Raw genomic sequence first — 15051 nt, 5'->3', positions numbered from 1 at the left:
GCTGGCCTTCGTTCGCGACTGCGGGGCTCGCAACCCCGGCTCACTCCTCGCGCTCACTGGTCCTCGCCCCGCCGGCGGAGGCGGCGCAGCGCCGGCTCCGGGTCCACCTGCTCCGGATCGTTGTCCGGCCCCTCGCCGCCGAGGTCCGCCGTGGACACCTCGTTGCGCTCGGCGAGCCGGACGATCTGCCGGTCCTCCAGGTCGTCCTGCACCTCGTCGTCGCCGGACAGGTACCAGCTCCGGTAGGCGACGGCGAGCAGGAACGCGGTCAGCCCGAACGTGATCACCACGGCGGTGAGCACCATGGCCTGCGGCAGCGCGTCGCTCATCGCCGCGGCCGGCGCGGTGCCGACCAGCGGCGCGGCCCCGGCCCGGCCGCCGAGCAGGATCAGCAGGTTCACCCCGTTGCCGAGCAGGATGACGCCGAGCAGGATCCGGGTCAGGCTCCGTTCCAGCAGCAGGGTGACCCCGGTGGCGACGAGCACCCCGACGGCGATCACCAGCACCAGGGTCGGCCCCGGCGCGCCCCGCGTCATGGGCTCTCCCCCTCGCGCTGCACGGCCAGCCCCCGGGCCGGCTCGCCGGCCGCCTCGACGTGCCGGTCCACCTCGGCGCCGAGGCTGCGCAGGATGTCCAGCACGAGCCCGACCACGACGAGGTAGACGCCGATGTCGAAGAAGAGCGACGTGACCAGGTGGAACTGGCCGACCAGCGGCAGCCAGAGATCGACCTTGACGCTCTCCAGCACCTGCCCGGTGAGGAGCAGCCCGACGGCGCCGCCGCCGACCGAGACGGCCAGACCCGCGCCCAGCACGGTGCCGGCGCCGACCGGCGCGGACTCGGCCAGCTCGTACCGGCCGCCGGCCAGGTAGCGGACGGTCAGCGCGAGGCCGGCGACCAGGCCGCCGGAGAAGCCGCCGCCCGGGGAGTTGTGCCCGGAGAAGAGCAGGAACAGCGAGAACAGCAGCACCGTGTGGAAGATCAGCCGGGTGACCACCTCGAAGACGATCGAGCGGCGGCGCTCGTGCAGGGTGGCCCCGCCGCGCAGCCAGACCGTCCGCCGGTCCCGCCGCGACCGCACCGGGCCGGGGCGGCGCGGCCGGGGCCCGGTGCGGGACCGCTCGAAGATGAGGCTGGCAACCCCGGTCGCGGCCACCACCAGCACCGCGATCTCGCCCATGGTGTCCCAGGCCCGGATGTCGACAAGGGTCACGTTGACCACGTTGCGGCCGTAGCCCTGCGTCACGGCCAGCTCGGGGAACGCCGCCGAGACCGACGGCTCCCGCCGCGCGCCGGCCGCGGCCAGCGCCAGGCCGGCCATGACCAGGCCGGCGGCCACGCCGATGCCGCGGCGCACCCAGCGGCTGCGGCGCAACGGGCGGGCCGAGAAGCGTTCCGGCAGCCGGCGCAGTACCAGCACGAAGACGGCGATGGTGGCGGTCTCCACGAGGAACTGGGTGAGCGCCACGTCGGGCGCGCCGTAGAGGACGAACATCATGGCGGTGCCGTAACCGGTGACGCCCACCAGCAGCATGGCGGTGAGCCGGCGCCGCGCGCCCACCGCGAGCAGCGCGGCCACCGCGATGACCACGCAGACCACGAGCTGGGTCGGGTTGTCCCACACGGCGATCCCGGTGCGCCACGGCCGGGTGGCCAGCATGGCGCCCCCCGGGACCAGCACCAGGACGACCAGCACGGTGCCGAGGTACTGCGGCAGGGCGCCGCGCTGGGTGGCGCCGGTGACCTCGATGGCGAACCGGTCGAACCGGTGCGTGATCCACTCGTACCCCTGGTTGCCGCCGACCGGCGCGCGCAGCCGGGTCAGCGCGGGGGCGAGCGGGCCGCGGGCCAGGTGCAGCACCACCCCGCCGGCCAGCACCAGGGCGGAGAGGCCGAGCGCCGCGGTCGGTCCGTGCCAGAGCGCCAGTTTCTCCTCGACCGGGCCGAACAGCTCGGCGTACGGGTGCAGCAGGCCACCCAGCCGGCCGGCGGCCGGACCTGCGGCGAGCCCGGCGACGGCGAGCAGGGCCGGGGGTACGAGCATGGCGGCGGGCGGCGGCTCCACGTCGGTCATTTCGACACCCGGCCGCGACGCGAACGCGCCCCAGAGGAACCGGATGCTGTACGCGACGGTCAGCGCGCTTCCCACGACCAGCACGGCGAGCACCACGGGCCGCCCGGTGAACGCGCCGAGCACCGCCTCCTTGGCCACGAAGCCGAACAGCGGCGGCACGCCGGCCATCGAGGCGGCGGCCAGCGTGGCGACCGTGGCGAGCACCGGTGCGCCCCGGCCCACGCCGGACAGGTCGCGCAGGTCCCGGCTGCCGGCGCTGTGGTCGAGGATGCCGACGACCAGGAAGAGCGCGGCCTTGAACAGCGCGTGCGCCAGCAGCATGGCGACGCCGGCGAGAGCGGCCTTCGGGGTGCCCGCGCCGAGCACCACGGTGAGCAGGCCGAGCTGGCTGACCGTCCCGTACGCCAGCAGCAGCTTGAGGTCGGTCTGCCGCAGCGCCGCCCAGCCCCCGGCGACCAGGGTGACCAGCCCGGCGACCACGGTGACCGGCCGCCACGGACCGGCCGGGGCGAGCGCCGGGCCGAGCAGCCCGACGAGGAACACCCCGGCCTTGACCATGGCCGCCGCGTGCAGGTAGGCGCTGACCGGGGTGGGCGCGGCCATGGCCACCGGCAGCCACGAGGTGAAGGGGAAGACCGCGGACTTCGCGAGGGCGCCGGTGAGGACGAGCAGCACCGCGACCACCAGGTAGCCGCCGCCGGGCAGCGGCGCGGCCGTGACGACCGACCAGCGGTAGCTGCCGGCGTGGTGGCCGAGCAGCAGGAAGCCGACCAGCATGGCCAGCCCGCCGAGGGTCGTGACGGTCAGCGCCTGCGCCGCCGCCCACCGGCTGGACCGCCGCTCGGTGCTGTGCCCGATCAGCAGGTAGGAGAAGACCGTGGTCAGCTCCCAGAAGACGTAGAGCAGCAGCAGGTTGTCGGAGACGACCAGGCCCGCCATCGCCCCGGCGAAGGCGACCAGGACGGCCGCGAACCGGGCCAGGCCCGCCGAGCCGGTGTGGAAGTAGCGGGCGGAGTAGACCAGCACCAGCGCGCCGACGCCTCCGATCAGCAGCAGCATCAGCCAGGACAGAGTGGTGACCCGCAGCGCCACGTCGAGCCTGAGCTCCGGGACCCACGGGTACGTCTCGACCACCGCCCCGCCGTCGCGGACCGCCCCGGTGTGCGCCACCGCCCAGCCGAAGGTGGCGGCCGGCGCGAGCGCGAGAACCAGGCAGGCGCGGGGGCCCCACCGGCGGACCAGCAGCGGGGCGGACAGGGCCGCCACCAGGTGCAGGATCAGCAGGACGAGCACGCGCACTCCCGGTCGAGGTGACAGCGCGCCGGCCGGGCACACTGCGGCCACGACCGATCAGACGCCACATTCCCGCCCGACCGGGCGGTTTTCCGGAAACCGGCCCGGCGGTGGGGCGGCGGTCAGCGCAGGGCGGGGTCGGGGACGGAGCGGTCCCGGCGGGGCGTCTCGACGAGCAGGTCGGGGCGGCCGAGCTGGCGGACCGCCTTGTTGACCACCCGCTGGGCGGCGGCCAGGGAGCGCACCGGCAGCAGCTTGCCGCGGCTCTCCCGGCGCAGGACGAAGTAGTGGACCGCGGCCCGGACCAGCCCCCGGTCGGCGGCGCTGGAGTGGGCGGTGGCGACGACCAGCTCGCGCAGGCATCGGGCCAGATCCTCGGCCAGCTCCAGCTCGGGGCCGTGCAGGCCGGTGCGGAGCGCGGCGAGATGACTGTCGACCTTGCGGATGAGCACGTCGGTCCCGGACCCGGACCCTCGCCCCTGCACGGTCATCCAAGCCCTCCACCCCACGCTGCGTTGCGGGTGAAGTTACTTTATGTTGCGCGGTGCAAGCAAGCAGTTAAGTGAGACTTAACGCATTCAAGGCCACATCCGTCGCGTAAGGCCCCGTCCCGGACAGAACAGCGTCCGGCGTGGACTGGTTGTCACACGGGCGGGGCAGGATAGAGGGCGTGGCGGACGAGGTGACCCGGGGCGCGGCGGTCCTGGCGGAGTTCGGCGCGGCGACCCGCGAGTGGTTCACCGCGGCCTTCGCGGCGCCCACCCCCGCCCAGGAGGGCGCCTGGCGATCGGTCGCCGCCGGGCGCAACGCCCTGGTCGTCGCTCCGACCGGCTCCGGCAAGACCCTGGCGGCGTTCCTCTGGTCGCTGGACCGGCTGGCCAAGGAGCCGCCGCCGGCCGAGGCGCGGCAGCGCTGCCGGGTGCTCTACGTCAGCCCGCTCAAGGCGCTCGCCGTCGACGTGGAACGCAACCTGCGCGCCCCGCTCACCGGCATCCGGCAGGCCGCCACCCGGCTCGGCCTCACCCCGCCCGACATCACCGTGGGCATGCGCACCGGCGACACCCCCGCCGACGAGCGGCGCGCCTTCGCCCGCACCCCACCGGACATCCTCATCACCACACCCGAGTCGCTGTTCCTGCTGCTCACCTCCGCCGCGCGCGACTCGCTGCGCGGGGTCCGCACGGTGATCGTCGACGAGGTGCACGCCGTCGCGGGCACCAAGCGCGGCGCCCACCTGGCCCTCTCCCTGGAACGCCTCGACGCGCTGCTGGAAACCCCGGCGCAGCGGATCGGGCTCTCCGCCACCGTCCGGCCGATCGACGTGTGCGCCCGCTTCCTGGGCGGGGCCCGCCCCGTCGACGTGGTGCAGCCGCCCAGCAGCAAGACCATCGAGGTCAGCGTGCAGGTGCCGGTGGAGGACATGACCCGCCTCGACGAGCAGGAGCCGCCGGAGGACGCGCTGGGCGGGCTCGGCCCGCGCCGGGCGTCGATCTGGCCGGCCGTCGAGGAACGGGTCTTCTCACTGATCCGGTCGCACCGGTCGACCATCGTCTTCACCAACTCCCGGCGCAGCGCCGAGCGGCTCTGCGCCCGGCTCAACGAGCTGGCCGCCGAGGAACTGGAGGCGGCGGCCACCCCGGCCGGCGGTCGCGTGGCCCGGGGCGGGGAGCCGGTGGGCGTATCCGAGCTGCTGGCGGGCGTCCACGGCCCGGGGGCCGGCGAGGACGGTCCGGCGGACGGCGCTGCGGGGGCCGGCTTCGGCCCGGCGGCCGGCGACGGCGATCCCGCGGACGGGCCCGGCCCGGCGCGGGGGCGTGGCGCCGATGCGTTCGGCGGGCCGGTGGGGCCGTTGCGCGCGCCCCGGCAGCCGGCCGAGGTGATGGCACAGTCCGGAGCGGCGGCCGGCGCGCCGCCGGTGATCGCGCGGGCCCACCACGGCAGCGTCTCCCGCGAGGAGCGCAAGCACATCGAGGAGGCGCTCAAGTCCGGGCAGCTCCCGGCCGTGGTCGCCACCTCCAGCCTGGAGCTGGGCATCGACATGGGCGCGGTCGACCTGGTCGTCCAGATCGAGGCCCCACCGAGCGTGGCCGCCGGCCTGCAACGGGTCGGCCGGGCCGGGCACCAGGTCGGCGCGGTCTCCCGGGGCGTGGTCTTCCCGAAGCACCGCGGGGACCTGCTCTCCTGCACGGTGGTCGCCGAGCGGATGGGCGAGGGCGCCATCGAGGAGCTGCACTACCCGCGCAACCCGCTCGACGTGCTGGCCCAGCAGATCGTGGCCATGGTGGCCCTGGAGCCGTGGCGGCTCGGCGACCTGGCCGTGCTGGTCCGCCGGGCCGCGCCCTTCGCCGAGCTGCCCGACTCGGCGCTGCACGCGGTGCTCGACATGCTCTCCGGGCGCTACCCGTCGACCGCCTTCGCCGAGCTGCGGCCCCGGCTGGTCTGGGACCGGGCCGCCGACGTGCTCACCGGCCGGCCCGGCGCTCAGCGGCTCGCCGTCACCAGCGGTGGCACCATCCCCGACCGGGGCCTGTTCGGGGTCTTCCTGGCCGGCGCCGAGCGGGCCGCCCGCGTCGGCGAGCTGGACGAGGAGATGGTCTACGAGTCGCGGGTGGGCGACGTCTTCCTGCTCGGCTCGTCGTCCTGGCGGATCGAGGAGATCACCCCCGATCGCGTGCTCGTCTCCCCCGCCCCGGGGCAGGCCGCCCGGATGCCGTTCTGGAAGGGCGATCAGCTCGGCCGCCCGGTCGAGCTGGGCCGGGCCATCGGCGCCCGGGTCCGGGCGCTGCTGCGCCAGTCCGACGCCGACGCCGTGGCCGCGCTGCGCGCGGGCGGGCTGGACGACTGGGCCGCCGGCAACCTCATGACCTACCTGCGCGAACAGAAGGAGGCCACCCGGTCGCTGCCCGACGACCGCACGGTGGTCGTCGAGCGGTTCCGCGACGAGCTGGGCGACTGGCGGCTCGCCGTGCACTCGGTGCTCGGCGCGCGGGTCAACGGCCCGTGGGCGCTCGCCATCGGGCGCCGGCTCGCTGAGCGCTACGGGGTCGACGCCCAGGTGATGCCCTCCGACGACGGCATCGTGGTCCGGCTGCCCGACACCGCCGACGAGCCGCCCGGCGCCGACGTGGTGGTCTTCGACCCCGACGAGATCGCCCAGCTGGTCGAGGAGTCCGTCGGCACCTCGGCGCTGTTCGCCTCGCGGTTCCGCGAGTGCGCGGCCCGGTCCCTGCTGCTGCCCCGCCGCGACCCGCGCCGCCGCCAGCCGCTCTGGCAGCAGCGCCAGCGCGCCGCCCAGCTCCTCGACGTGGCCCGCGAGTACGCCGACTTCCCGGTCACCCTGGAGGCCGCCCGGGAATGCCTCCAGGACGTCTTCGACCAGCCCGCGCTGGCGCAGCTCATGCGCGACCTGGGCGCCCGCAAGGTCCGCCTGGTCGAGGTCGAGTCCGAGCGCCCGTCACCGTTCGCCCGCTCGCTGCTCTTCGGCTACGTGGGCGCGTTCCTCTACGAGGGCGACGCCCCGCTGGCCGAGCGGCGGGCCGCCGCCCTGGCCCTCGACTCGGGGCTCCTCGGCGAGCTGCTCGGCCGGGTCGACCTGCGGGAGCTGCTCGACCCCGCGGTGCTCGCCGAGACCGAACGGCAACTGCGCTGGCGCACCGAGCAGCGCCGCCCCCGCGACGCGGAGGACGTGGTCGAGCTGCTCCGGGTCGTCGGCGACCTGAGCGAGGCGGAGCTGGCCGAGCGGGGGGTCCCGGCCGGGTGGCTGAGCGAGCTGGAGGCGGCCCGGCGGGTGCTGCGGGTCCGGGTCGCCGGCGAGGACCGCTGGGTCGTCGTCGAGGACGCCGCCCGGCTGCGCGACGCGCTCGGCGTGGCGCTGCCCGTCGGGGTCGCCGAGGCGTACCTGACGCCGGTGGCCGACCCGCTGGGCGACCTGGTCGCCCGCTACGCCCGCACCCACGGCCCGTTCGCGGCGGCCACCTGCGCCGCCCGGTTCGGGCTCGGGGTGTTCGTCGTCGAGCAGGCGCTGCGCCGCCTGGCCGCCACCGGGCGGGTGGTCTCCGGCGAGTTCGCCCCGGACAGCGTCGGCACCCAGTGGTGCGACGCCGAGGTGCTGCGGCTGCTGCGCCGCCGCTCCCTGGCCGCGCTGCGCCGGGAGATCGAGCCGGTGCCGCCCCGGGCGCTCGCCGCGTTCCTGCCCCGCTGGCAGCAGGTCGGCTCCTCGGCCCGGGGCGTCGAGGCGGTCGCCGCCACCGTCGAGCAGTTGCAGGGAGCGGCCGTGCCGGCGTCCGCACTGGAACGCCTCGTGCTGCCCGCCCGGGTCGCCGACTACTCCCCCGCCCAGCTCGACGAGCTCTGCGCCAGCGGGGAGGTCGTCTGGGCCGGATCCGGGGCGATCTCCGGCGGCGACGGCTGGGTCACGCTCGCGTACGCGGACGTCGCGCCCCTGCTGCTGCCCCCGCCGGACGAGGCGCTGACCCTCACCCCGCTGCACGAGGCGGTGCTCGACGCGCTCGCCGACGGGCAGGCGCTCTTCTTCCGCTCCCTCTCCGACCGGGTCGGCTCCACCGACGACACCGCCCTGACCGCCGCCGTGTGGGACCTGGTCTGGGCCGGCCACCTCACCAACGACACCCTGGCTCCGCTCCGGGCGGCGCTCGGCGGCGGCGGGGCGCACCGGTCCCGGCCCACCGCCGCGCGCACCCGCTACCGCCGCCCCGGCCGGGTGGCGCTGCCCAGCCGTGGCGGGCCGCCCACCGTGGCGGGCCGCTGGTCCCGGCTGCCCGAGCGCGACCTCGACCCCACCCGCCGGGCCGCCGCCCTCGCCGACCTGCTCCTCGAACGGCACGGCGTGGTCACCCGGGGCGCCGTCATGGCCGAGCAGGTGACCGGCGGCTTCGCGGCGGTCTACCCGGTGCTCTCCGCTCTGGAGGAACGCGGCGCGGCCCGGCGCGGCTACTTCGTCGAGGGGCTCGGCGCGGCCCAGTTCGCCGTGCCCGGGGCGGTTGACCGGATCCGCGCCCTCGCCGACCCCGCCGACGACAGCCGGGCCCGGGGCGGCCCCACCGTGGTGCTCGCCGCCACCGACCCGGCCAACCCGTACGGCGCGGCCCTGCCCTGGCCGGACCGGGTGGTCGACTCCGGCGACGGAGCGGCCCCCGCCACCGGCCACCGGGCCGGGCGCAAGGCCGGTGCGCTGGTCGTGCTGGTCGGCGGCGACCTGGTGCTCTACGTCGAGCGGGGCGGACGGACCATCCTCTCCTTCACCGACGACACCGACGCGCTGGCCGCGGCCGGCAAGGCGCTCGCCGACGCGGTGCACTCCGGCGCGCTCGGCGCGATCTCCGTCGAACGCGCCGACGGCGAGGCGGTGCACTCCTCGCCGCTGCGCGACGCGCTGACGGCGGCCGGTTTCCGCGCCACCCCACGAGGCCTCCGCCTCCGCGGCTGACCACCGTTTCGCCGGCGCGGCCCAGCGGCGACAGTGGCGGGCTCGGAGGGGGCACCGGGCCCGACGGGGAGGGTCGGGCGGGCCGGCTCGCTAGGGTGTGCCCGCACACGACGAGGAGGGACGGATGGCCTCGATCCAGGTACGACCGGCCGGGCCCGGCGACCACGCCGATCTCGCGGCCCTGCACGAGCGCGAGTGGGGCGGCCCGTACGTGGTGGTGCACGACACCCGCTACGACCTCCGGGAGCTGCCCGCCCTGGTGGCCGTGGACGGGGCGGGCGGGTTCGCCGGGGCGCTGGTGCACCGGCTCGCCGGCGGCGGGCTGGAGGTGGTCAGCCTGGCCGCCACGGCACCGGGCAGCGGCGCCGGGAGCGCCCTCCTGGCCGCCGCCGAGGCGGTCGCCACGGCCGCCGGGGCGGACCGGCTCTGGCTGGTCACCACCAACGACAACCTCCGGGCGCTCCGCTTCTATCAGCGCCGGGGGCTGCGGATCGTGGCGGTGGACCCGGGCGCGGTGGACCGGGCCCGGGCGGTCAAGCCCACCATCCCGCACCTGGGCGAGGACGACATCCCGCTCCACGACGAACTCCGGCTGGAGCGGCGGCTCACCGGGCCGGAGGTTCGGCCGTGACCGGCCCCGACGGAACGGCCTGGATCTCGCTGACCACTGACTACGGCCTTACCGACGGGTTCGTGGCGGCCTGCCACGGGGTGCTCGCCCGGCTCGCCCCGGCCGCCCGGGTGATCGACGTGACCCATCTGGTGCCGCCGGCCGACGTACGCCGGGGCGCGGCGGTGCTCGCCCAGACCGTGCCGTACCTGCCGGTGGGGGTGCACGTGGCCGTGGTCGACCCGGGCGTCGGCACGGCCCGGCGCGGCATCGCCCTGGCCACCCCCGGCGGGCTGCTGGTGGGTCCGGACAACGGGCTGCTGCCGGACGCCGCCGAGGCGCTCGGCGGGATCACCGGCGCGGTGGAGCTGACCAATCCGGCCTGGCTGGCTCCAGCGGTCTCCCGCACCTTCCACGGGCGGGACGTGTTCGCCCCGGTCGCCGCGCGGCTGGCGCTCGGCGCCCCGGTCCGCGAGGCGGGCCCGGCCGTGGACCCGGAGACGCTCGTCCGGCTGCCGGCGCCAGTGGTTCGCACCGAGGACGCGGGCTTCACCGCCGAGGTTCTGACCGTCGATCACTTCGGCAACGTCCAGCTCGCCGCACCCGGCGCGCTGCTGGCCGGGCTGCCGGAGCGGCTGCGGGTGGCCGGCCGGGCGGCGGTGCGGGGGCGTACGTTCGGCGACGCCCCGGCGGGCGGGCTCGTCGCGTACGTGGACTCGGCCGGGCTGGTGGCGCTGGCCGTCAACACCGGCCGCGCGGTCGACCGGCTCGGTGTGCGACCTGGCGACGTGGTGACGGTGACCGGCGGCTGAGCCGTGCGCATCCGGCCGGCCGAGGGAGGATGGAGGCGTGCCCGAAGGCGACACCGTCTGGAACACCGCCCGCGTCCTCCAGCGCGCGCTGGCCGGCGCCCGGCTCACCGGCTCCGACTTCCGCGTGCCGCAGCTCGCCGCGACCGACCTGACCGGCTGGACGGTGCGCGAGTCGGCCAGCCGGGGCAAGCACCTGCTGCTCCGGCTCGCCGCACCGCCCGACGTCACCGCGCGGGCCACACCCACACCGACCGGCCCCGCCACCGGACGGACCGACGCCGCCGCCCGGGCCACGCCCACAGCGACCGGCCCCGCCGCCGGACGGACCGACGCCGCGCAACGCGAGACCGCCGCGCCGCCGGCCGGTGCGACGGACGGCGGCGGGCGGGACTGGACGCTGCACTCGCACCTGCGGATGGACGGCGTCTGGCGGGCGTACGCCCCGGGCGAGCGATGGTCGGCCCGGCCCGCGCACCTCATCCGGGTGGTGCTCCGCTCCCCCGGCGCGGTCGCGGTCGGCTATCACCTGCACGAACTGGCCCTGATCCCGACCGCCGAGGAGGAGTCGCTGGTCGGCCACCTCGGCCCGGACCTGCTCGGGCCCGACTGGGACCCGGACGAGGCGGTGCGCCGGCTGTCCGCCCACCCGGACGAGACCATCGGCGAGGCGCTGCTGGACCAGCGCAACCTGGCCGGGGTGGGCAACCTCTACAAGTGCGAGGTGCTGTTCCTGCGCGGGGTCTCCCCGTGGACGCCGGTCCGTGCCGTGCCCGACCTGCCGGGCACGGTCGCTCTCGCCCAGCGTCTGCTCGCCGCCAACCGGGGCCGGTGGACGCAGAGCACCACCGGTTCGCTGCACCGGGGCCAGACCAGCTACGTCTACGGCCGCCGGGCCCAGCCGTGCCGGCGCTGCGGGACGGCGATCCGCAAGGAGGAGCTGGGCGAGCGGGTCACGTACTGGTGCCCGGCCTGCCAGCCGGACCGCTGAGCGGGACGGCGCGTGGAACTTCCACGAAATACCCAAGATCGCCCGAGATAGGGACGATTGGGCAGTTCCCTCCCCCACCTTCCGCGTCGCATGCTGCGGTGGAGTGCTCACCGCTTGTCAGCAGCGCGTACGCCCGCCACGTCGGGGTGACGGCAGGCGCGCCCCGAACCCGGGGAGAGCCATGGTGCTGTTCCGCAGACTCCGGCCGGGATGGGCGGACCGGTTCGCCCGGACCGCCGAGGACCACGCGCCGACCGTGCCCGCCGCCCGCACCGCCGACGAGGAGACCGGCCCCGCCCCGGCCAGCCTCGACCCGGCCGCCGTGCCGCGCTGCTTCGGCCCGGTGCCGAACTTCGCCGCCAGCCCGCTGCCCGCGCTCGACGCCGACGGCCGGCCGCTGCCCGGCACCGGCATCCGCAAGTTCGTCGACCCGTTGCCGGTGCCCGGCCCGCCGGCCACCGCCGGGCTCGGCGCCCGCCTGCCGGTCGCGGTCCCCGACACGATCACGTGGCCGGGCTGCGACTACTACGAGATCGGCCTCCAGGAGTACGCGCAGCGCCTGCACCGCGACCTGCCCGCCACCCGGCTGCGCGGCTACCGCCAGCTCAACCTGGGCACCGACGCGGCCGGCCACAACACGGTCGCGCCGCCCGACCGGCCCTGGCACCTCGGCCCGATGATCGTGGCCCGGCGCGGCCGGCCGGTGCGGATCAAGTTCATCAACCAGCTGCCCACCGGCCAGGCCGGCGAACTGTTCCTGCCGGTCGACGAGACGGTCGACGGGGCCGGGGTCGGCCCGCTGGACGGGCCCGCGCCCTACCCGCAGAACCGGGCGGTGCCGCACCTGTCCGGGGCGCAGACCGCGTGGATCAGCGCCGGCAACCCGTGGCAGTGGGTCACCCCGGCCGGCGAGATCACGCCGTACCCCACGGGGGTGGGGGTGACCCCGGTGCCGGACATGCCGCCGCCCGGCACCGGCGCCACCACGCTCTACTTCCCCAACGAGCAGAGCGGCCGGCTCCTGTGGCTGCACGACAACACCCTCGGCCTGTCCCGGCTCACCGTCTATGCCGGCCAGCTCGCGCTCTACCTGCTCACCGATCCGGCCGAGGAGCGGCTGGTCGACGACGGGGTGCTGCCCGCCGACCAGCTCCCCCTGGTGATCGAGGACAAGACCTTCGTGCCGGACGACGCCCAGCTCGCCGCGCAGGATCCCACCTGGGACCGGGACCGCTGGGGCGCGAAGGGCAGTCTCTGGCACCCGCACGTCTACCAGCCTCGGCAGAACCCGTACCGGACCACCGGCGGCAACCCGACCGGCCGCTGGGACTACGGCCCGTGGACGCACGACCCGGACGGTGGGGCCAGCCCCTGGGTCGCCCCGGTGCCGAACCCGCACCACGACCCCGTCGCCGAGCCGGACGAGCCGCCACTCGCGCCGGGCGTGCCGCACCCGTCGGCCGTGCCCGAGGCGTACGGGGACACGCCGTTGGTCAACGGTGTGGCCTACCCGTACCTGGAGGTCGCGCCGCGGGCGTACCGGTTCCGGATCCTCAACGCCTGCCCGGACCGCACGCTCAACCTCCAGCTCTACCGGGCCGGTTCCGACCGGCCGATGTGGACCGACACCGGCGCGGCGGGCGACGCGCGCGCCGGCGAGGTGCCGATGGTCGAGGCGGCCCGGGCGCCCGGGCGACCGGCGCACTGGCCGGTGGACGGGCGCGAGGGCGGGGTGCCCGACCCGGCCGCCGCCGGGCCGGAGCTGATCCAGATCGGCAACGAGGGCGGCCTGCTGCCAGCCCCCGTGGTGCTGCCCAACCGTCCGATCGGCTACCGGTACGACCGCCAGGACCCCACCGTGCTCAACGTGGACGGGCACACCCTGCTGCTCGCCCCCGGCGAGCGGGCCGACGTGGTGGTGGACTTCGCAACCGTCCCGCCGGGCAGCACGCTGATCCTCTACAACGACTGCCCGGCCCCGCTGCCGCGGTTCGACCCGCGCTACGACCAGCACACCGGCGCGCCGGACCGCAGCGCCACCGGTGGCCTCCCCGTTACTCGCCCCGGCTACGGCCCGAACACGCGTACCCTGCTCCAGATCCGGGTGACCGGCACCCCGGCCGCGCCGTACGACCGGGACCGGCTCGCCGCCCGGCTGCCCGGCGCGTACGCGGAGAGCCAGCGACCGCCGATCGTGCCGCAACCGGCCTACGACGCGGCCTTCGGCACCCGCACGCCCGGCGCCACGCTGGTGCCGGCGCGCGCCACCTCGGTGACCTTCACCCCGGTGGGCGCGGCCGCGCCGGTCACCCTGCCGCTGGCCGTCAAGTCGGTCGGGCAGGTCTTCGAGCCCCGGCACGGCCGGGCGGTGGGGCGGCTCGGGGTCGGCCACCCGAACGCCGGGCAGCGCAGCCCGGCGACCCTGCCGCTCGGTCCGGTGGACCCGGCCACCGAGGTGCTCTCCGCGACCGACCCGACCGTGCCGGTGGGCGCACCGGCCGACGGCACCCAGCTGTGGCGGATCGTCGGCGACGCGCCGCGCACCCACCCGGTGCACATCGAGGGCTGCGACGTGCAACTGGTCAACCGGGTCGGCTGGGACGGCACGGTCCGCCCACCGGACGCCAACGAGCTGGGCTGGAAGGACACCGTCCGGGTCAACCCCCGGGAGGACGTGATCGTGGCCCTGCGCCCGGTCCCGCCCAGCCTGCCGTTCAAGATCGGCGACAGCGTACGGCTGCTCGACCCGTCCCGGCCGGCCGGCGCCCGGCTGGACGCCAGCCCGCTCAGCCCGGTCGACGGGCGGCCCGCCGCCGTGGTCAACCAACTGGTGAACCTGGGCTGGGAGTACCGCTGGCAGACCCGCTCGGCGGGACTGCGCGACCAGGGCATGAGCCGGCCGCTGGTGCTGCGGGTCGCGCCCAAGGCGCCGACCGGGCTGACCGCCACCCCGGCGCCCGGCTCGGCCACCGCGCTGCCCGCCATCGCGCTGGCCTGGACCGGAAACGGCAGCCGGCCCCCGGCCACCAGCCACCGGCTGCAACGGGCCACCGACGCCTCCTTCACGGCCGGCCTCACCGAGATCACCGTGGCCGCCACCGCCACCCGGTACACCGACGCGACCGTCACCCCGGGGGTCACCTACCACTACCGGATCCGCGCCGAGAACGCGGTGAGCTGCTCGGCCTGGTCGAACAGCATCCCTGCGGCGGTGCAGCTCTCCGCTCCGGCGAAGCTGGCCGCCGTGGTGCCGCCGGCCGCGCCGCTGCGGGTCGCCCTGCGCTGGGCGAACCGCTCCTTCGCCACGGGCGTGGACGTGCAGCGGGCCACCAACCCGACGTTCACGAGCGGACCCGGGACCACGGCCATCGCCGTGGGCGAGACCCACCTCGACCCGGCGGTCGCCCCGGACACCACCTACTACTTCCGGGTACGCACGACGTATCTGGGCGCGGCGTCACCCTGGTCGACGGTGGCCACGGTGACCACGCCGCCCCGGCCCGGGGTGCCGACCGGGGTGCTCGCCACCGCCACCGCGCCCGCACCGGACACCGCCACGGTGATCCTGAGCTGGTCGGCCAGCACGCCGACGGGGACGGGCGCCGGCTTCGTGGTGCAGCGCTCCACCGACGCCACCTTCACGCAGGACGTGGCCACGTTCAGCGTGACGGGCCGCGGCTTCACCAACACGGGCCTGGCCCGGGGCGTGACGTACCACTACCGCATCCGCTCGACGAACGTGGTGGGAACGTCCGCCTGGACCACCCCCACCCAGGTGACGACCCCACCTGACCGACCACCCGTCCCAGGCCCTCGTTGATTAAGAGG

At 76.3% G+C, this 15051-nt stretch carries 8 protein-coding genes; 5 read left to right on the top strand and 3 right to left on the bottom strand.

The genetic code is table 11. The annotated features are described in order from the left end of the window. Window positions 1-53: 53 nt before the first annotated feature. The 3 genes from ABZW14_RS12210 to ABZW14_RS12200 all read right to left on the bottom strand — a co-directional run bounded on the left by ABZW14_RS12210 (window position 54) and on the right by ABZW14_RS12200 (window position 3858). Window positions 54-536, bottom strand: a complete 483-nt coding sequence (locus tag ABZW14_RS12210; RefSeq protein WP_355344025.1) for a Na(+)/H(+) antiporter subunit C — start codon at window positions 534-536, stop codon at window positions 54-56. Then, window positions 533-3367 carry a Na+/H+ antiporter subunit A gene (locus tag ABZW14_RS12205; RefSeq protein ID WP_355344022.1) on the bottom strand — a complete coding sequence of 945 codons (2835 nt, stop codon included), beginning with the start codon at window positions 3365-3367 and terminating at the stop codon, window positions 533-535. The genes ABZW14_RS12210 and ABZW14_RS12205 overlap by 4 nt, the downstream gene beginning before the upstream one ends. A gap of 122 nt (window positions 3368-3489) precedes the next feature. Further along, window positions 3490-3858: a hypothetical protein gene (locus ABZW14_RS12200; RefSeq protein ID WP_355344019.1), complete on the bottom strand. Its 369-nt coding sequence runs from the start codon at window positions 3856-3858 to the stop codon at window positions 3490-3492. A gap of 170 nt (window positions 3859-4028) precedes the next feature. Between ABZW14_RS12200 and ABZW14_RS12195 the strand changes: the two genes are divergently transcribed. From ABZW14_RS12195 to ABZW14_RS12175, 5 genes are all read left to right on the top strand, one after another. Then, window positions 4029-8813 carry a DEAD/DEAH box helicase gene (locus tag ABZW14_RS12195; RefSeq protein ID WP_355344505.1) on the top strand — a complete coding sequence of 1595 codons (4785 nt, stop codon included), beginning with the start codon at window positions 4029-4031 and terminating at the stop codon, window positions 8811-8813. Between the two features lie 124 nt (window positions 8814-8937). Beyond that, the gene (locus ABZW14_RS12190) at window positions 8938-9444 is read left to right on the top strand and encodes a GNAT family N-acetyltransferase (protein WP_355344016.1); all 507 of its coding nucleotides are present in this window, start codon (window positions 8938-8940) and stop codon (window positions 9442-9444) included. Continuing rightward, on the top strand, window positions 9441-10235 hold the full coding sequence (locus ABZW14_RS12185) for an SAM-dependent chlorinase/fluorinase (protein WP_355344013.1): 795 nt from the start codon (window positions 9441-9443) through the stop codon (window positions 10233-10235). Before ABZW14_RS12190 ends, ABZW14_RS12185 begins: the two co-directional genes overlap by 4 nt. A 37-nt stretch (window positions 10236-10272) precedes the next feature. Then, window positions 10273-11223: a zinc finger domain-containing protein gene (locus ABZW14_RS12180; RefSeq protein WP_355344010.1), complete on the top strand. Its 951-nt coding sequence runs from the start codon at window positions 10273-10275 to the stop codon at window positions 11221-11223. Window positions 11224-11404: 181 nt separating this feature from the next. Next, window positions 11405-15043 carry a multicopper oxidase domain-containing protein gene (locus ABZW14_RS12175; RefSeq protein WP_355344007.1) on the top strand — a complete coding sequence of 1213 codons (3639 nt, stop codon included), beginning with the start codon at window positions 11405-11407 and terminating at the stop codon, window positions 15041-15043. The last annotated feature ends 8 nt before the right edge of the window (window positions 15044-15051 follow it).

It is taken from the genome of Micromonospora sp. NPDC004551 (genome assembly GCF_040609975.1).
Taxonomy (GTDB): domain Bacteria; phylum Actinomycetota; class Actinomycetes; order Mycobacteriales; family Micromonosporaceae; genus Micromonospora.
Note: the sequence above shows the minus strand (reverse complement) of the source record. Positions and strands in the feature narration are given on the sequence as shown.